Below are 17,238 nucleotides of genomic sequence, written 5' to 3' on the forward strand. Positions count from 1 at the left end.
AAAGATGCCGCCTACTTCGGCGGGTACACCGGCTCTTTGTCGATCACCACCGGCTTCTGGTACAGCAGGGCTGTAAAGGTCACCGTGGAACCCAGCCCTTCGCCCATGCTGATGAACTGCACCACGCCGCCCATGGCTTCCACCAGACGTTGGGAAATCGCCAGACCCAGGCCGGTGCCGCCGTACTGGCGGGTGCGATCGCCATCCACCTGGCTAAAGCTCTGAAACAGCCGATCCTGCTTTTCTAGCGACACGCCAATGCCCGTATCGGCCACGCTAATTTTGACTAGTCCGGGCCAGGTTTTGCCCTGGTATTCCACCTTTTGGGGCTTCACCTCGGCGCTGATAGTGACACCGCCCTCGTGGGTGAACTTGATGGCATTGCTCACTAGATTTATTAGCACCTGGAGCAAACGCTGATAGTTGCCGTTGACGGTAATATCGTCGCGGGTAGCGGGCAGCAAAATGTCGAAAGTTAGGTGCTTTTCGTCGGCCTGGTGGCGCATGAAGTTTTCCACGTCGGCCAACAGCTCCTTGAGGCTAATTGGCCCCATGTCGATCTGCATTTTGCCCGCTTCGATCTTGGCAATGTCGAGCACATCGTTGATCAGCTGTAGCAGGTGGATGGCTGACTTGTGGGCCTCCTCAATGAATTCTTCTTGCTCGGCGGGGTCGTCGGCCATGCCGTCAAGCACCAGCTTGAGAAAGCCAATCATGCCGTTGAGCGGGGTGCGCAGCTCATGGGAGGTGTTGGCCAAAAACTCGCTTTTCAGGCGCGAGGCTTCTTCGGCCTGCTGGCGGGCTTCCTCAGCTTGGCGGCGGGCCTCCTGAAACTCAAGCTGCTTCTCCATCAGGCTAGCGTTGGCCTGCTGGAGTTTGATCGCCAGGGCATGGCTTTCGCCAAACAGGGTAGCGTGGGCGATCGCCGTACCCACCTGATCGGCCAGGTCAGTGAGCAAATTTAGCTCGATGTCTGACCAGGGGCGATCAGGGCGATCGTGGAGCACGATAAAGCCGTTGATGGTGTTTTGGTAACGGGTGGCCACCGCCACAATGGATGGGTCAGCGGGCTGCCGCTGCGGCACCACCGCCACTGACGACTGAGCCGCAGCACTGAGGCAAGGCGTTTCGGCCAGCGTCCACACCTGCCCCTGCCAACTGGGCAAATCGCCCAACCGCGTATACTCAGCGGTCACCGTGGCAGTCTGAGGAGCCACGTTGGGGATGGCGTCGCAGCTGCACACCAGGCAGCGGTTCACCCCAAACAAGTCGCCTAGGCCCTCCACTGTCTGCTGACGAATTATTTCTAGATCCAGCGTCCAGCGAACGTTGCGAGTAATTTGGGTGAGCCGAGGCGAATAGGTTTGCAGCTGGGCACAGGCCGCAGGCAAGCTCTCCTGAACCACAGCGGGAACTTCTGCGGTCCGCAGCCAAGGAATATTAGCCAACCCGTGCGGGTCAACCAGGTAGCCTGTGGCGGCAATGCGAAATAACTGGCCGTCTAAGCCAATTATGGGTTGGAGCACCCACTGCACATCGATGCTGTGGGATCCCAAGGGGCAGCGCCCCGGCAGCTGCACCGGTTCCTGGTGGGTGGCTAAGCTTTCGAGCGCCTGACCCAGGGCATGGGGGGCAGCAAAGGAAACGATTTCGGCCAGCGATCGCCCCACCCAGTTAGCCGTTAGCGTCTCCGGCAGAGCTTTGACCCCCACGGTCTGAATTGACTCCACCACCGCCGTAGGGCTGAGCACCATAATCCAGGCGGAGATAGCATCCGCTGGGCTGGCCGCGGCCAAGGTCGGGAAAGAAGGTCGCGATCGCATAGGGGTACGAGGCCGGAACGCTCCCATGGTAACTAACCGATCGCACCGATGGCTCTAGTTGAGAGGGAATTAGAAAGGTTTAGGGTGTCAGGTATAGAGTTTAAGGGGCAGCCTTAGACCCTACACCCCACACCTTGAACCCTGATTCTGCGCTCCTAATCAATCATTCCACTCGCCCTTGGGCGGCACCGTCGGGTTGCGGGGCAGGTGGCGCACTAGGTCATCTTCGTAGCGGCGATCGCCCCGCAGCCACTGGCGCAGAGCAACATCGATCACCTTGCTGGGGTCAGGGGAAAGATGGGTAACCTGGTCGAGCAAGTCCTTATCGATTTGTACCGAAAGATCGACTTTTTCCGCCGACCGCTCGCCGGAAGAAGAGGCAGAGTGTTGCATAGTGAGTGGCCTAACTGCCGGGTATGGGGTGGATTTAGAATCTATCATCCAGTCTAAGCCCTGGCATAGGTGGGTTTGACGCCAAGGCCCACAACCCCTGCAAGATTAGGTCTGAAGATCTTGACATAACAAGCCCAGTCCCTCCACCTTCCCTATCTCCTCACCCTCCCTTTACTCTCCTACCCCCGCACCCATCTACCCATCCACTCCCCTAACCCTCCGCCGAGCATTCGCTAAACGAGGGATTACAATATTAAAGTCTGTAAACTACTGCCGCTGGTAAGCCTTGTATGACAGAGGTTCCCGTCTCTCAGATTCGCAATTTCTCGATTATTGCCCACATTGACCACGGCAAATCGACCCTGGCCGACCGGCTGCTCCAGCGCACCGGCACCGTCAGCGATCGCGAAATGAAGGCCCAGTTCCTCGACAACATGGATCTGGAGCGGGAGCGGGGCATTACCATCAAGCTCCAGGCCGCCCGTATGAACTACAAGGCCAAGGACGGCAAAGATTACGTCCTCAACCTGATCGACACCCCAGGACACGTAGATTTCTCGTATGAGGTGTCCCGCTCTCTCATCGCCTGCGAAGGAGCGCTGTTGGTGGTTGATGCCTCCCAGGGGGTTGAGGCTCAAACTTTGGCCAACGTCTATCTAGCCCTAGAGAACAACCTCGAAATCATCCCCGTTCTCAACAAAATTGACCTACCCGGTGCCGAACCCGAGCGCATCAGGCAAGAAATTGAGGACATCATCGGCCTTGATTGCAGCGGTGCTATTCTTGCCTCAGCCAAAGAAGGCGTGGGCATTGACGAAATTTTAGAATCTATCGTCTACCTGGTGCCGCCCCCGGCCGACACCGTCGATCAGCCCCTACGAGCGCTGATCTTTGACAGCTACTATGACAGCTACCGGGGCGTGATCGTCTACTTCCGCGTTATGGATGGCAGCATTCGCCGCAAAGACAAAGTGCGGCTCATGGCCTCAGGCAAAGAGTACGAAATTGACGAACTGGGCGTGCTTGCCCCCACTCAAATTCAGGTAGACGAACTCCACGCAGGAGAAGTGGGTTACTTTGCCGCCTCGATCAAGGCCGTAGAAGATGCCCGCGTGGGCGACACCATTACCCTGGTGCAAAACCCCGCCACGGAAGCTCTGCCTGGCTATGCCGAAGCCAAGCCGATGGTGTTTTGTGGTCTCTTCCCCACCGTCTCAGACCAGTTTGAGGAATTGCGCGAGGCCCTCGAAAAGCTCCGCCTCAGTGACGCCGCCCTTCAGTATGAGCCAGAAACCTCAAGCGCCATGGGCTTTGGCTTTCGCTGCGGCTTTTTGGGCCTGCTGCACATGGAAATTGTGCAGGAGCGTCTAGAGCGCGAATACAACCTGGATTTAATCACCACCGCGCCCTCGGTAATTTACCGAGTTACCACCCTCAAGGGTGAGGTGCTCGAGATCGACAATCCCAGCACCTTACCCGACCCACAAGCCCGCGAAAAAATTGAAGAGCCCTACGTGCAGCTCGACATGATCACCCCCGAAGAATATGTGGGCGCCCTGATGGAGCTGTGCCAGAACCGCCGGGGCGAATTTAAGGACATGAGGTACCTGGCCCAGGGCCGTACCACCTTGATCTACGAGGTGCCCCTGGCCGAGGTCGTGACCGACTTTTTCGACCAGATGAAGTCGCGCAGTAAGGGTTACGCCAGCATGGAGTACCACCTGATCGGCTACCGAGAAAACCACCTGTCGCGGCTCGACGTGTTGATCAATGGCGATCCGGTCGATTCTCTAGCATCCATCGTCCACCGCGACAAGGCCTACTACGTGGGCAAAGCCCTAGTCGAAAAGCTCAAAGAGCTGATTCCGCGCCACCAGTTTAAGATTCCGATCCAGGCGGCGATCGGCAGCCGAGTGGTGGCCAGTGAGAGCATTCCCGCCCTGCGCAAAGACGTGCTGGCCAAATGCTATGGCGGTGATATCTCGCGGAAGAAGAAGCTGCTGCAAAAGCAGGCCAAGGGTAAGAAGCGCTTAAAGGCGATCGGTACAGTAGATGTGCCCCAAGAAGCCTTCATGGCGGTGCTGAAGCTGTCGTAATCTAGAGAGCGCAAGGGCTAGCTAAATCTAGGGTATCTGCAGGGTGTGTTTGGTCGCAGCGATGATGTCTTTAGAGCCTTTTGCTTTTAGGTTTGGTCTCAAAGCAAAAGGTCTCCGAAGAAGCCTAGATCTGCGGCACTAACACAGCGCCTATAGGAAGTGAGCGCTAATCCAATAAATCTTCTGCTGGGAGGAGGTCGAGAAGCATCCTGAGGCTGCTAGAGCCAGCGGAGACCTCGAATTTTATAAAATCTCTGCAATGCTGCTTTTGACGTGTTTAGAGGCTGTTTTAGTTACACGCATCAAAACTGAAACTAAACCTTCACGTTGAAGCAGCCGAACTGCTCTAGTGCTATGTCTAACTAAAAATAGGAATGCCCCTAAGCTGAGCGAATCAAAATGTTTGCGCAGTATCTCCAGCCGAGAAACCCAAGCGTTGGTGGGCTTGGTTGGATTCCGCTAGCTGACGCTCTAATCACTAACAAAATCCAAACTTTTCCTTTGTAGTTAATTCGTTAGGAATACCCGCTCCTATGCGGCAAGGCTAAAACCTATGACCCAGGTTAGGTAGACGATAAAGACTCACCTATTTAAAATTTAGAGGTGAGTTATTCAAGTTTTTTGCCTCTCAAAATCATGGCATAGGATGGCTTACATAGGTTTTTCCTAGTGCTTGTAGACGTTGACCAATAGGCATATTTCCTGTTAACCAATAGATAATTTAGCTGTTCAACGTCTACAAGCAGGATGTAGGTATACTTCCATGATTCTATAGCACTTCTCTAATTCGAAAAAATTCTTGGGATAGGCATCTTACCTCTAAGGCAAGATGCCTATCCTGAATTTAAGAATTATTTGGACTGCTGTAATCCGGCGGGGGCACCCAAGTTTCGCCAAACCTGATAACTAAGCTTGAATTCAGTTGTTTTGCAGAGGAAAGTCAATCATGGTTACAACGTTAGACGATACAAAACGGCAGTTAATTGGTGAGAAGCTGGCAGACTTAAAGGCCTTTCAAAATTTGATAATCTCGAATGATCAAAAGCTCATGGAGGCCTGCCCCTACCAAGATATTCGCGAACGTCTCCAGAACTTTCTGGAGGACGACCAGAAAAACCTTGGCATTATTGAAACTGTAATTGTTCAATATGGTGTTCCAGCCGATCCTAGTACTGCAACTGAAACATTCATTTCACAGTCTGAGCAGATGATGTCTGGTGATGAGTTTACATTTTATCAAAAACTCATGCACCATGAATTGATGAAGCATAGTCAAGCGATGAGCGGCATCGTAATTCATAAGGCAGCCCAGAAGGTAGGAGCAGACATTGAAGTAGCCATTGGACCTTTGAATACGGTCAACTTTGAAGGGCGTGCCCATCAAGAACAGCTTAAGGGGATGCTCGAACAGGTGGGTGTTCGTGAGATGACTGGTCAAGACGCCGATCAAGGAATTTGGGCACGAGTGCAAGACTCGATCGCCGCATTGTCGGGGGTATTTGGTAGTGTGGTGACCCAAAATACCGACAAAGAGGATATGAATATTCAGACTCTGATTCGGCTAGATCATAGCAAGGCAAACACCATCTTTACCGAAATCGGTGGCACTCAAGATCCTCAAAAGCTCCAAGAGTATTTTGGGCAGCTCTATAAAGATTTACTGGCTCATGCTGGGGCGGAAGAAGAAGTCGTCTATCCGAATGTGCGCTCATTCTACGGCAATGAAAATACTCAAGAGCTGTACGATGAGCAAGCTGAAATGAAGCGCATGCTGGATGAGATCAAAGCCATTGACCCTGCTTCGACTGATGAGTTCAAATCAAAGGTTAAACAGTTAATGGATATCGTTGGCGATCATATGCGCCAGGAAGAATCTACGATGTTTGCCGCCATTGATAAGAATTGCAGCACTAGTCAAAAGGAACAAATGGCAACTGACTTTAAAGCTGCCAAGGGTAAGCTACAGCGGGAAATGGCATCTGCTATTGGGTAATAGCGCTTTTTCTCGATGTAGCATCGCTACTCAGTGCAGCTAACTTTCGTGAGCTTGTTTCGCCCTATGGGAAGCAAGCTACATCCTTCAACCCCTTCTCCCGTTTTGGAAGAAGGGGTTAAAGGTTATTTCTAGGATGATTAGTCTAGGAGCGTAAATAAGCCTGCCGTTGATGGGTTGATCTGACGTAACTTTGACCATCTCTTCACCCGTGGTAGAAGCCTCTATGAGGACTTAAACTCCCTGGTAATCTATTCTGCTGGTAGGGCATGCTAAGGCCGTGATCAATATCCTAACTAGGAATACTGGGCCTACTGGCCTGGAGAGGCGGCCATGAAATTTAGCCTGGTAATTACTACCTATAATCGGCTGGACTTGCTGAAGCGAGCGATCGCCTGCGGTCTCAACCAAACCATGCCCTGCGAAGTCGTGGTCGCTGACGATGCCTCCACCGACGGCACTGAGGAGTATGTGCGCAGTCTGGGTAGCCAGGTTGTCTATCACCGCAATGCCCAAAACCTTAACCATGCCGCTACGGTAAACAATGGTGTAGCCGCCGCCAGCGGTGAGTGGGTCAAGTTTTTGGATGATGACGACTATCTAGCACCCGACTGCCTTGAGAAGATGGCGGCGGCGATCGCCCAGCATCCTCAAGCCGTGCTCTGCTCCTGCCAGGCAATTCAGGTTGACGAGTATGGTGCTGAGATTCGCCGCACCCCAGCTACCGGACCCGGCCAGGTGTTCTACATTCCTCAAAGCGCCATCCACTACGGCATGTTGATGGATCAGGTGCCCTTTGGCACCCCAGCCCAGGTAGCGGCCCGCCGTGATGCCTTTTTGCAGGCGGACGGCTGGGATACCTCCATGACCACCAACTACGACGACATCGACGCCTGGGTAAAGGTGGCCGACTTTGGCGATGCGCTCTTCCTCAACGAATGCCTGGCCTACCGCACAATCTGGGCCGGGGGCTACGAGCAAAAAATGTCGCTCAGCCGCCGCATGGCGCTGAATTTGACCATCAAAGAGCGCATTTATGGGCGGGTGCATGAGGGATACCGCGATCGCATTCCCACCCTTGTCGCCATTGGCCAATACCTGCACCTGCACTGGGGCCTAGTCGCCCTGCGCCAGCGCCAGGTCGCGGCTGGGCTCTCCCTATTGGCCCCCGGTGCTCTGTCGCCCGAGGCCTGGCAACTACTGGCCCAGGCTCGCAAATTGCGATCGCAGCCAGGAGCGAATAGCTTAGTCCCCCGTACTGTTCTGGTTCCCTAGGGCGTTAGGTATGATGGAAACACCGACTCACTGGATCAGGTGATGCAGGCCAGCGAAACACCCGAAGGATTTCAGCAGCAGATCTTGTCAGAGCTGCGGCAAATCAACCAGCGGCTCGACCGAGTAGAGACTGATATCAGCAACGTGAAGACTGATATCAGCAATGTCAAGACTGACATCGGCAGAGTAGAAACTGATATCGAAAAGCTTAACTTCAAATTTGACACCTACCAAAACGCCTCTGACCAGGTCACGCGGCTAGCGACAACTATTGTGATCGCAGCAGCATCGGTGGTAATTTTGTCGCCCGTTTTGCAAGCCATTACCCCAGCCATCAGTGCTCTGGTGACTGGGATAGCTCCTGGCAATAGCTAGGACGCAACCTGCAATGTCCGGGTATCTATAGGGCCGGACTAACGGATACCGCCAGACTGACAATTTGCCAGGGCTCTACCTCATGCCATCCCTTCGCTTCGTAGGGTTCTTCTAGCAAATTTACTCGCCCCGTTACCTCCATTGATATGGAGCCCTGGAGTTTTAGAGTCGTTTCTAGGCCACTGCTCTCATAACCGCGCAGAATGTACTGTTCTGCTGATCCTTCTGCCTGCTTGAAGGCTGACAGCACAAACCCAGTGTCTCCTAAATTAAGGAAGCTGGCGGAGGATTGAGCGCCTATAGACATGACAGAGGATGGCAACACGCAGGGCCGAATAGGCAGGTTGAAGTTGTGGGCGGCCTGTACGGTTTTGGCCTGCTGCCAGCCACGTGCGTGGGGATAAATGGCGTAGCTAAAGGTTTGGCAGCCGCGATCGCACCCCGGATCCGGCCAGACAGGAGCCTTAAGCAGCGTCAGCCGCAGTTGGTTGGGTGTAGCATCAAACCCGTGCTTGTAGTCGGTGAGAATGCTGATGCCGCGATCGCCATCGCTGAGGTCGGCCCAGCGCAGGGCAGGTACTTCCCATTTGGCCTGGTCTTGGGGAGTGGTGGGAGTGGTTGAGCGGGCGATCGCTCCGAAGGGAATTTCATAGGTCGCCTCAGCCGCCGACACCGTTAGCGGAAACGCCGCCTTCAGCACCACTTGGGTTTCGTGCCAATCTACCTCGGTGTGAACTGCAAGTATGGAAGAATTTGCCTCCAAACGATAGTCTTGGGCGATGGTGGACTGGCCAAAGTGATGGACTACTCGGAGGGTCTGCCGCGCTAGACCATACTCAATCCAGCTAACACTCTCAAGTACAAAGGCATCTAGGGGATGGTCTTGGTAATCAGGGGCAATATTCCACGCGTCCCAATATTGGCCCTCGTCTTTGAAAGCCTGGAGCTGGTTTCCACAGCCCTGAAAGGTTTCGGTGCCGGTAGCTTTGTGGATCAGGCTGGCGATGCCGCCAGTGGCCGGGTCGATGGTGGCTCTCAGATAAGCATTCTCTAAAACCCACTCGGCGGGGGTCGGACTGGGGAGGGCCGCCTCGGCAGGAATCAGCCAGATCAGGCGATAGCCCACCGAAGGAATAGCGGGAACGTAGACCAGCAGCGACGGAGAGTCAGTCTGTTCAAGCTGGGTGGGTAGCGTTTGGCCCTCGGCATCCTGCGCTTGCCAGGAGGTTTGAGGCAGGGAAGACAAAGAAACGTTCACTACTTCACTGCGCTCCCAGTTCAGCGGGTTGAACAGCGCCACGGGCACGGCGTCAGGCTGTGGAGGCGCAGGTAGAGGACAGCGCACGGCGAGAGCCTGAAGAGAGGTTTGCAAAAGGCGATCGCCCATCTCCAACGCCGCCTGCCATTCTGCATTCGCTTGCTCAAACACTTCGGGGATCGACGACCCCGGCAAAATATCGTGGAACTGGTTAAACAGCACTAGCTTCCAGGCGGTTTCTAGCTCGGTCTGGGGATAGGGCTGAAGCCCGTAGATTGCGGCGATGGAAGCAAACAGTTCGGCTTGGAACAGAATGTCTTCGCAGCGGCGGTTGTACTGTTTTTGGTCGCCGTGGGTGGTGTAGCAGCCCCGGTGGAGTTCGAGGTAGAGTTCGTCGTTCCAGGTGGGGAGTGGGGGAGGAGGCGAGGGAACGGGCGGATGGGTGGATGGGTGGATGGGTGGATGGGTGAGTTGGTCAAACAAGGGGGCAGCGTGGCCGAAGGTGAGGGTGGGGAAGAAGGGGGAACTGGCCCAGCGCTGGGCTTTGTGCAGCATGTCGCGGGTGGGGCCGCCGCCGTGGTCGCCGACGCCGGGGAGCCAGAGGGCGTCGACAAACCCTGTGTTGGCTTCCCACTGGCAGGCGTATTGGGCCATGTCAACCGGAGCGATGTCGGTGCCGATGGGGGGCAGGGTAACGCCCGTAATCTCGGTGCCGTCTAGCCCCTGCCAGCTAAACAGGTCGTGGGGAAAGGGGTTGGTGTCGTTCCAGCGGAGTTTTTGGGTGGCGAAGTAGCGAATGCCGCCCTGGGTAAGCAGCTGAGGCAGTTGCCAGGAGAAGCCAAAGGTGTCGGGCAGCCAGGCGACCGCGCTCACTCCGCCAAACTTCTCAGCACAGTATCGCTGGCCATAGAGAATCTGTCGGGCGATCGCCTCTCCCCCCGGCAAGTTCAGGTCAGGCTCAACCCACAGCCCCGCATCAATCGCCCATCGTCCGGCTTTAACTTCTTGCTGAATGGTGGCAAATAGCTCGGGGCGGTGCTGCTCTAGCCAGGCAAACAGCGCTGGGGAGGAATGGCTAAAAGTGAGTTCGGGAAAGTCTTGCTGTAGGGCTAACACCGAGCGAAACGTATTCTCGGCCGCTTCCCAAGTTTCGGGGACGGGCCAGAGCCAGGCTAGATCTAAATGGGCGTGGCCTAGACAGTGGAGGGTGCGCTGCTTGAGCCAGGGCGAAAACTGCTTCAAAGTATCCCGTACGCGCAGAAGTGAGATGTGGAAGCGATCGCGATCGCCCACTCCATCCCAATCAATTTCTCCGAGAGCCTGGGTGAGAATGTCGAGCTTTTCCCCATCAAACTGAGCTAGATAGGTGGCTAACACCGCCAATTCGTCAGCCACAAAACTGGGCTCGGGGCAGTCGCCCGCCAAAGCCTCAAACACCAGTTCGGCCTGCACCAGCGCCCCCTCATCGTGGCCCGGACTTAGCAGCTTCAGCGAAACATCCACCGATTCTCCCGGCACAACCCTGTCCGTCAGCACAATCCGCGTCCAGCAGTCGAAGATATCTCCCGTCTGCACCGGCTCGCCATTGACAAAGATGTCCGCTTGGTCGGCCCACCAGCGCAGCGCCAGCCGTGCCGTTAGCCCATGAAGGGGATAGCCATTGAGCTCGGTGGGCCAAGTAAAGCGCTGGTGCAGCCCCAGGGAGACTTTGCCCTTAGGCCAAGCGATGTGATGGCGATCGTTCAGCGTTGCTAGCGGCCAGGTTTTCCAGGCATTGCCAAAGGAAACATTCAGATCATCCACAGCCTCAGGACAGCGGTGCCAGGTACTCCGCACATCGAGTTGGCTCAGGTGACGGAGGCGATCGAGGATGGCTAAAATCTGCGGCGGGAGTACAGGGAGAACGGTGGCAGGGGGCATGGCTCCGGTATGATCAAAGGCAGTCTCCCCAGTGTAGGCAGAGTTATGGCGACTTCGTCGCGCTCGTTTCAAAGCCAAACCGTGGCCCGCTTGGTGGCGGGATATCAGCAGATGGCCCACAGCACCGGGCAGTGGCTGCGGCAGGGGCGCACCGCAGCGGTTTGGGGTCTGCAAGTAGCCGTTTACCCCTTCTACGCAGCGGTGCAGGGGCTAAGAATGGGCGCTCGGCAGTTGCAAGCCACCCGTCCCTGGCGGCCGGTTTGGGCCAAACTCACGGGAGCACTCCCTGCAGAACTGGTAGCAGCAGACACACCGATTCGCGCCTTGCTGTCGGTCATTCAACCACCGGTAGTCCACGGTCAAATGGTTCGGCCTGGCGGGCTACAGCTAGTCAACGTCCATGGGCCATGGCTTAAGCAGTCGAAGGCTGGCGCAGTGCTAACCCCCGGACAGTGGCATCTAGTGCCGCTCAATCAACCCATTCGCGGTATCGCCTCAGACTTAGCAACTCAGCAGCTAGTGCTAGTGACCGTTGACAACGGGATTTTTGCCGACCTGAGCGACGATCAGCAGCAGCGACTTCAGCAGGCCCTAGTGCTCATGCTGGCAGAATATGCGCGGGTGCGGCGCCGCCATAGTCTTAACTCTCAGCTCCAGCAGCCTGGGCTGCCTCTACCCCAAACTAATCCAGCGGTGTTGCCACCCATGCGCTGGCTGCCTGCTGCGCTGCGCTGGCTGCAAACTAGCCCCCTGGCAGCGGCCACTAACCTGTTTGGCGAAGCTAGCCAGCAAGCAATGACCGCGACAATCACCCTGCACAGACGCACCACGCATCGCGCCATTGGCCAAAGGCCTCGATTTGAGGCCGCAACCACAGAGCCTAAAAATCCCTACGGCCACTATCCGCCTCGTATTTGGGGTCGGCCTGCGTTGAGAACTCTGCCAGCGACGGCTTCGGTTGAGCAAGCCGCTGAGTTGGTGGTAACGATGGCCGGGGCGGTGTCCGCGGTCCCTAAGGGATCCAATTCCTCTGCCTTGGAAACCCAGCAGGGGCAAAATGGTGCGATCGCCCCAGGCAGCCAACGTTTACCCATCGAAACTGTCACCGCTGGCCGTTCGCCCGGCTCAACTACACTCACGGGCACGAACCAGTATCAGCTCGATTCCCCGAGCGCCCTAGATGTCAAAGTTACCCAAATCAACTACGTCGACCCGCCGCTGGTCACTGTACTGCGGGGTTTAGACTGGGTGCTCTACGTGCTCGAAACCTGGCTGCGAATGGCGTGGGCCTGGCTGCGATCGCTTTGGTAGATTAATCAGGGCCGGCAGATAGGCGAACGTTTGGCGATATGATAGACCCAGCTTAGTCCTGCACCGGGGCCGTTTCCGTCAGCGGAATTTGGCTACTGCTTGGGGCAGGTCTTGGGCCTACTCTGCTACCGGTTTGGAGACCTAACTCATGCTCACCCTTAAGATTGTGGTTTACCTCGTAGTCGCCTTCTTTGTGTCCCTGTTCGTGTTTGGCTTTTTGAGCGGCGACCCCTCCCGCAACCCCGGCCGTCAAGACATGGACTAGGTTTGGCCTGGGTGACAGGTTGATATCTACTAAATGGCAAATGCCCTGGGAACTGTTCCGGGGCTTGTCATCTGGCCTGCCCTGCGGAACCTGAACCGCTAAAAGTAGTCTGGGAATTGGCAGCCCTGCCATGGGTTGCCCGTCTGTGCCCTAGAGCTGCTACATCAAGGTTAATAGCCTGGTGACAGTGGCCTGTTTGAGCCCGCTTGCCGGGCTTTGTTTTTGCTTTGGTGATGCCAGCCCATGCCTTTGCCGCCTATGTTGCCCGCTGTGCCCCCACCCCCAGAATCAGCCGAAGTCGTGCTGGTTTCAGCGGTAGCGGCCTCCCAGTTAGGGCCGGGGGGCATGGCAGCGTTGGCGGAGCCTGACCTTTGGTCAATCGCTCCAACCGATAGTGTTGTAGCTAGCCCCCTGTCTTTGAGCGGAGTTAGCCTGTTGGCGAGCGATGACGGCTCAGAACCCCTGGTGCCTGAACCCACCGATAGCGAGCCTCTAGTGCCCGTTGAACCAGCGATCGAGGACACCGAAGCACCGGTTGAAGTCGATTCAGAACCTCTTAATCCTGGGCCTGAAAGCCCTCAACCCGAAAATTCTGAGGCTGAACCGCCTGAGCCTGAATTACCCGACACCCCCGTCGAAGATGCCCCCGTCGAAACAGAACTGCCGGCTGAGGGGGTGGGCTCTATATTGCTGCGGGCCGATCGCCAGGAGTTTGAGCCCGTTCGCCAGATTGTGACTGCTACAGGCGATGTCCTGGTGCAGTTTGGCACGGGGCAGCTAGCCGCCGATCGCCTCTGGGCTAACCTAGTCAATCGCCATCTGCGAGCCGAAGGCAACGTTTTCTTTAACCGCAACAATCAAATTATTGAGGGCGCAACAGCCACCTACAACCTATTGCAGGGTGCAGGCACGATTACCGAGAGCCGAGGTGAGCTAGAGCTGCCCGCCCTAGAAGACGATTTCTCCACCGATTCGGCTGGTCTAGGGCAGGGTTCTAACATTCCTCTTGACTATCGGCTGCAAAATCAGGGGTCCATTTCCCAGGTCACCAGTCCGGGCGGGATTGCCCTGGCGACGGGCGATCCTCAGGTGCTGCTGGGGGGAGAGCAGCGACCAATTGAGCGGGTACGGTTTGAGGCCGAGCAAATTTCCTTTGATGCTGACGGCTGGTATGGCGAGCAAGTTCGGCTGACAAACGATCCCTTCTCGCCCCCAGACTTGGAGTTTAGGGCCAATAGTGTGCGGCTTACACCCATCAATGAGTTAGAAGACGAGCTGGTGTTTGAGAACCCCCGGCTGGTATTTAACCAAGGCCTTTCCATTCCGTTGTTTAGAAATCGCTTTGTGCTTACCCGAGGGCAGCTGCCTCCAGAAGCCCTAAATCCGTTGCCAGCGGGCATTGGCATTGATGGTCGCGATCGCGGTGGCCTGTACGTCGAAGCCCCGCTGCCGATCAATAGGGTAGGGCCTTTAAACATCACGATCGCGCCTCAGTTTTTCATCTCCCGCTGGTTGGGCGCCTCAAACTACAATATCGGTGACCCCGCCAACTTTGGTTTGGCAGCCCAGGTTGAGGGTTCTTTGGGGCCACGCACTCAAGTGCTGGGCTCTGCGAGCCTAGCGGGGTTTGACTTGGCAAACTTCAGCGAGCGATTTCGGGCCAGCTTTCGGGCTCGACAGCTGCTTGGCACCCACCGCCTCACTTTGGAGTATAGCTACCGCGATCGCCTCTTCAACGGCTCCCTCGGGTATCAGGATGTGCAAAACACCATTGGTGCCCTGCTTGAGTCTCCCGTGGTGGCTTTGGGTAACAGCGGTATTAACCTCACCTATCAGGTGTCTGGGCAATACATTACGGCCAACACCGACCGGCCTGATCTCTTAGACCCCGGGGAAGGCATAGGCTTAGCCAGCCTGTTTCGTTTTCAGGGTAGTGCTGACCTCACTCGCAACTTCTTGCTGTGGCAGGGGCAACCGCTACCTGCTACCGCTACCGAAGGGTTGCGCTATTCTCCCCGACCGCTGGTACCCAACCTGGCGCTAGGGGTCGGGCTACGAAGTGGAGCTACCTACTACACCAGCAGCGACTTCCAAGAGTCGTTAGAAACCAGAGTTATTTTGTCGGGTCAGCTGGGCCACCTACAGCGTAAAACCTTCGACTACACCCAGTTCAACATTGGCTTTAGACACACTATCATCGGTGGCGATACATCTCCCTTTCTGTTCGATCGAACGGTCGATCGAAACGTGCTGTCTGGGGGCGTTATTCAGCAGATTTATGGCCCTTTTCTAGCCGGTTTTCAGGCCTCGATGAACGTAGATAACGGGCGCACCATTGATAGCAATCTGATTTTTGAATACCGCCGCCGCGCCTACGGGCTACTGGTAACCTATAGCCCCACTCAAGAAACCGGTTTCTTGGGATTTCGGCTTAGCGGTTTTGATTGGGTAGGGCGCACTGCTCCCTTTGATTCGCCACCAGATACCCCCAGCGATGTGGTAGTGCAGTAGCCCTGCCTTCCACGGACAGTAATAAACCTTACGATGGTAGTCTTTACGCAGGCTTAAGATTAAGCTGAAAGGTAATGACTACCTAAAATGCCCCATTCAGTGGGGATTAACGCGTAGGCAAACCATTATGACTTACCTCAGCAACACTCCAGATGTTGAGCCCATCTACCAGTTGCTCACCAGCTACAGCTTTGAGGCTGAGGACTATCCTACCAAAGCTGTTATTGCCGGTTGGTTGGAAGAGTTTGGTCCAGTTTGGGTGAGCCACGCTATTACCGAAGCCCTTTATCAAGGGCGCTACAAAGTTATTTCTATCGACCAAATTCTCAAGCTGTGGCAGCGGCGGGGCCAGCCCATTCGCCACTTCAATCGCGAGTTTGAATCCATTATTTTAGGCCAGTCGCTGCTCTGCCCTACGGGCTATGGAGATGGCACAGAGTCCTCACCCGTTCGTTGGGCTCTGCCGTCGATCGCTCCGGCCAGCTTAAATTTAGAGATTGATGCCCCACTAGAAACTGACGCACCGCTCTCCAGCACTGCGTCTACCGACTTTACACCTGCCTCGATCGCAACCAATTCAGAAGTAGAGGCAACGACTGGTTCCTTGGACGACAGTGAGCCAGGGGCTGAGGTTACAAGCGAACCGGCGATCGCCTCTGTACCAAACACCTCCAACATCCCTGATTTTCGCCCGCTACCTGCAGAGGCGGTGTCCCCCCGGCACCAGGCCGACATTATTCAGCCCTTTGTACCCCGGCGCGATGGGTCAGAGTTGCACGAGCGGCTGCGATCGGTGGTACAGGGGGGCATGCGAGAATAAAAGCCTGCCCTAGGGACTCGGTAGCGTATACTGATATAGTACGCACGATCTACACTAAATGGTTCAATATACTCTGGCCCAGAGCCCAGATGTCGTTTTGACAGTGTCGGGCAAAGATTCTCGCAAAGCCCGCGACAAGGCGATGGATCAGCTCATGGCCATGCTTGACGATGGCGAACTGCCTACCGCTTTGGCTGATGGCTTTAGCGTCGAGCAACTCGTAGAAGTGCAGCCCCCTACCTCCTCAGCCGCCGTGCAGCAGCAAGAAGACGCCGTCGTAGAAGCCATTCAGGTTTTGAACCAGTTGGCCACGCTCAAGGTAAAAGTGCAGTCATCTCGCGATGAAGCGCTTCAGGTGCGCAACCTGGTAGATCTGCTGTTTACCGATGACCCGATGACCGACGACCAAGTGACTGAATTGAAGGACGGCTTTAAAGTCTTGAAATCGTTTGCTCAGAGCAACCTGCGGTTCAAAGAAGCCAAAGCCCAGGCAGAATCAGCGCGCCAGGTGCTGGACGAGGCATTAGGGAATTAGGCCGTCAAGAAAAATTGCTCAGGAGCAGCAGTAGGTGATGCTTCGCTCTACCAGGACGCTAGGGAAACGCGCGAATGCAATAGTGGGCTTCCTATAAAGATTTGATGAAATCAAAGCAAATGTCGGAGTAGGCACAGTTCCCTTGTCAAATTCAACAGAGAATTTGGATGAGCATCTCAGTGTTTACACGCAGTTTCTCCGGCAGCGCCATGAAATATTTGACCCAATTTGGTCTTCCGTTGCTGAGCACCCTTGGCGTCGCAACGTTTTCTATGGCGGCGAATGCAGCCCTGCTGGTAGGGAACACTTCGGGCAATAACATCGTTATTTTTGATGAAATTACCGGTGATTTTCGCGGAGAACTAATTCCAGATAACGGTCTGCTAGATAGCCCCAATACCTTTGTGTATGGGCCTGATGGCAACCTATATATCAGCAGCGGCACTACCCCAGAAAACTCTGCCATTTTGCGGTTTACCCCCGAGGGTGAGTTCATCGACGTGTTTGCTTCGGGGAATGGCCTGTTTCGTCCCTATGGTGTGGCCTTTGGCCCCGACGGCAACCTGTACGTCAGCAGCTTTTTGTCCGACGAGATTCTGCGCTACAACGGCACCACCGGGAAGTTTATTGATGTATTTGCCCAGCGATAGGGAATTACGCCGG

13 protein-coding genes are annotated in these 17,238 nt (G+C 55.5%); 10 read left to right on the forward strand and 3 right to left on the reverse strand.

The genetic code is table 11. The features are described 5' to 3' along the window. Nucleotides 1–11: 11 nt before the first annotated feature. The gene (locus NC979_RS14840) at nucleotides 12–1,823 is read right to left on the reverse strand and encodes an ATP-binding protein (RefSeq protein WP_190515318.1); all 1,812 of its coding nucleotides are present in this window, start codon (nucleotides 1,821–1,823) and stop codon (nucleotides 12–14) included. A gap of 159 nt (nucleotides 1,824–1,982) precedes the next feature. Then, nucleotides 1,983–2,216 (reverse strand): hypothetical protein, encoded by a 234-nt coding sequence (locus NC979_RS14845; protein ID WP_190515320.1) that lies wholly within the window; start codon nucleotides 2,214–2,216, stop codon nucleotides 1,983–1,985. Nucleotides 2,217–2,506: 290 nt separating this feature from the next. Here NC979_RS14845 and lepA point away from each other — a divergent pair, with 290 nt between their 5' ends. The 4 genes from lepA to NC979_RS14865 all read left to right on the forward strand — a co-directional run bounded on the left by lepA (nucleotide 2,507) and on the right by NC979_RS14865 (nucleotide 7,955). Beyond that, a complete protein-coding gene (gene lepA / locus NC979_RS14850; RefSeq protein ID WP_190515323.1) occupies nucleotides 2,507–4,312 on the forward strand; it encodes a translation elongation factor 4 in 1,806 nt (601 codons plus the stop codon). 946 nt (nucleotides 4,313–5,258) lie between these two features. Continuing rightward, nucleotides 5,259–6,305: a hemerythrin domain-containing protein gene (locus NC979_RS14855; protein ID WP_190515325.1), complete on the forward strand. Its 1,047-nt coding sequence runs from the start codon at nucleotides 5,259–5,261 to the stop codon at nucleotides 6,303–6,305. Nucleotides 6,306–6,638: 333 nt separating this feature from the next. Continuing rightward, entirely contained in the window at nucleotides 6,639–7,580 is a 942-nt protein-coding gene (locus NC979_RS14860) for a glycosyltransferase family 2 protein (protein ID WP_190515327.1), read from the forward strand. Between the two features lie 42 nt (nucleotides 7,581–7,622). After that, on the forward strand, nucleotides 7,623–7,955 hold the full coding sequence (locus NC979_RS14865) for a ssr2422 family thylakoid membrane protein (protein WP_242023859.1): 333 nt from the start codon (nucleotides 7,623–7,625) through the stop codon (nucleotides 7,953–7,955). Between the two features lie 25 nt (nucleotides 7,956–7,980). On the opposite strand, the gene NC979_RS14870 is transcribed toward NC979_RS14865, so the two are convergent. Continuing rightward, complete coding sequence (locus tag NC979_RS14870) at nucleotides 7,981–11,205, reverse strand: alpha-mannosidase (RefSeq protein ID WP_199308662.1); 3,225 nt, start codon at nucleotides 11,203–11,205, stop codon at nucleotides 7,981–7,983. On the opposite strand from NC979_RS14870, the gene NC979_RS14875 reads away from it, so the two are divergent. The 6 genes from NC979_RS14875 to NC979_RS14900 all read left to right on the forward strand — a co-directional run bounded on the left by NC979_RS14875 (nucleotide 11,179) and on the right by NC979_RS14900 (nucleotide 17,225). Next, a complete protein-coding gene (locus NC979_RS14875) occupies nucleotides 11,179–12,444 on the forward strand; it encodes a hypothetical protein (protein WP_190515330.1) in 1,266 nt (421 codons plus the stop codon). The genes NC979_RS14870 and NC979_RS14875 overlap by 27 nt on opposite strands. 148 nt (nucleotides 12,445–12,592) lie before the next feature. Next, nucleotides 12,593–12,709: a photosystem II reaction center protein I gene (locus NC979_RS14880; protein WP_073607192.1), complete on the forward strand. Its 117-nt coding sequence runs from the start codon at nucleotides 12,593–12,595 to the stop codon at nucleotides 12,707–12,709. A gap of 243 nt (nucleotides 12,710–12,952) precedes the next feature. Next, the gene (locus NC979_RS14885; protein WP_190515332.1) at nucleotides 12,953–15,220 is read left to right on the forward strand and encodes a DUF3769 domain-containing protein; all 2,268 of its coding nucleotides are present in this window, start codon (nucleotides 12,953–12,955) and stop codon (nucleotides 15,218–15,220) included. A 127-nt stretch (nucleotides 15,221–15,347) separates the two neighbouring features. After that, the gene (locus tag NC979_RS14890) at nucleotides 15,348–16,040 is read left to right on the forward strand and encodes a DnaD domain-containing protein (protein ID WP_190515335.1); all 693 of its coding nucleotides are present in this window, start codon (nucleotides 15,348–15,350) and stop codon (nucleotides 16,038–16,040) included. A gap of 58 nt (nucleotides 16,041–16,098) precedes the next feature. After that, nucleotides 16,099–16,575 carry a hypothetical protein gene (locus NC979_RS14895; RefSeq protein WP_190515338.1) on the forward strand — a complete coding sequence of 159 codons (477 nt, stop codon included), beginning with the start codon at nucleotides 16,099–16,101 and terminating at the stop codon, nucleotides 16,573–16,575. Nucleotides 16,576–16,784: 209 nt separating this feature from the next. Further along, nucleotides 16,785–17,225 carry a Vgb family protein gene (locus tag NC979_RS14900; protein WP_206755239.1) on the forward strand — a complete coding sequence of 147 codons (441 nt, stop codon included), beginning with the start codon at nucleotides 16,785–16,787 and terminating at the stop codon, nucleotides 17,223–17,225. The last annotated feature ends 13 nt before the right edge of the window (nucleotides 17,226–17,238 follow it).

Origin of the sequence: Leptolyngbya subtilissima AS-A7 (assembly GCF_039962255.1) — a bacterium.
In the GTDB taxonomy this organism is placed as follows: Bacteria; Cyanobacteriota; Cyanobacteriia; order Phormidesmidales; family Phormidesmidaceae; genus Nodosilinea.

What these genes read in the sequence shown, in the direction of transcription:
- NC979_RS14840 (WP_190515318.1), bottom strand. Translation starts at nt 1,823, where the DNA reads ATGCGATCGCGACCTTCTTTCCCGACCTTGGCCGCGGCCAGCCCAGCG.
- NC979_RS14845 (WP_190515320.1), bottom strand. Translation starts at nt 2,216, where the DNA reads ATGCAACACTCTGCCTCTTCTTCCGGCGAGCGGTCGGCGGAAAAAGTC.
- lepA (WP_190515323.1), top strand. Translation starts at nt 2,507, where the DNA reads ATGACAGAGGTTCCCGTCTCTCAGATTCGCAATTTCTCGATTATTGCC.
- NC979_RS14855 (WP_190515325.1), top strand. Translation starts at nt 5,259, where the DNA reads ATGGTTACAACGTTAGACGATACAAAACGGCAGTTAATTGGTGAGAAG.
- NC979_RS14860 (WP_190515327.1), top strand. Translation starts at nt 6,639, where the DNA reads ATGAAATTTAGCCTGGTAATTACTACCTATAATCGGCTGGACTTGCTG.
- NC979_RS14865 (WP_242023859.1), top strand. Translation starts at nt 7,623, where the DNA reads ATGCAGGCCAGCGAAACACCCGAAGGATTTCAGCAGCAGATCTTGTCA.
- NC979_RS14875 (WP_190515330.1), top strand. Translation starts at nt 11,179, where the DNA reads ATGGCGACTTCGTCGCGCTCGTTTCAAAGCCAAACCGTGGCCCGCTTG.
- NC979_RS14880 (WP_073607192.1), top strand. Translation starts at nt 12,593, where the DNA reads ATGCTCACCCTTAAGATTGTGGTTTACCTCGTAGTCGCCTTCTTTGTG.
- NC979_RS14885 (WP_190515332.1), top strand. Translation starts at nt 12,953, where the DNA reads ATGCCTTTGCCGCCTATGTTGCCCGCTGTGCCCCCACCCCCAGAATCA.
- NC979_RS14890 (WP_190515335.1), top strand. Translation starts at nt 15,348, where the DNA reads ATGACTTACCTCAGCAACACTCCAGATGTTGAGCCCATCTACCAGTTG.
- NC979_RS14895 (WP_190515338.1), top strand. Translation starts at nt 16,099, where the DNA reads ATGGTTCAATATACTCTGGCCCAGAGCCCAGATGTCGTTTTGACAGTG.
- NC979_RS14900 (WP_206755239.1), top strand. Translation starts at nt 16,785, where the DNA reads ATGAAATATTTGACCCAATTTGGTCTTCCGTTGCTGAGCACCCTTGGC.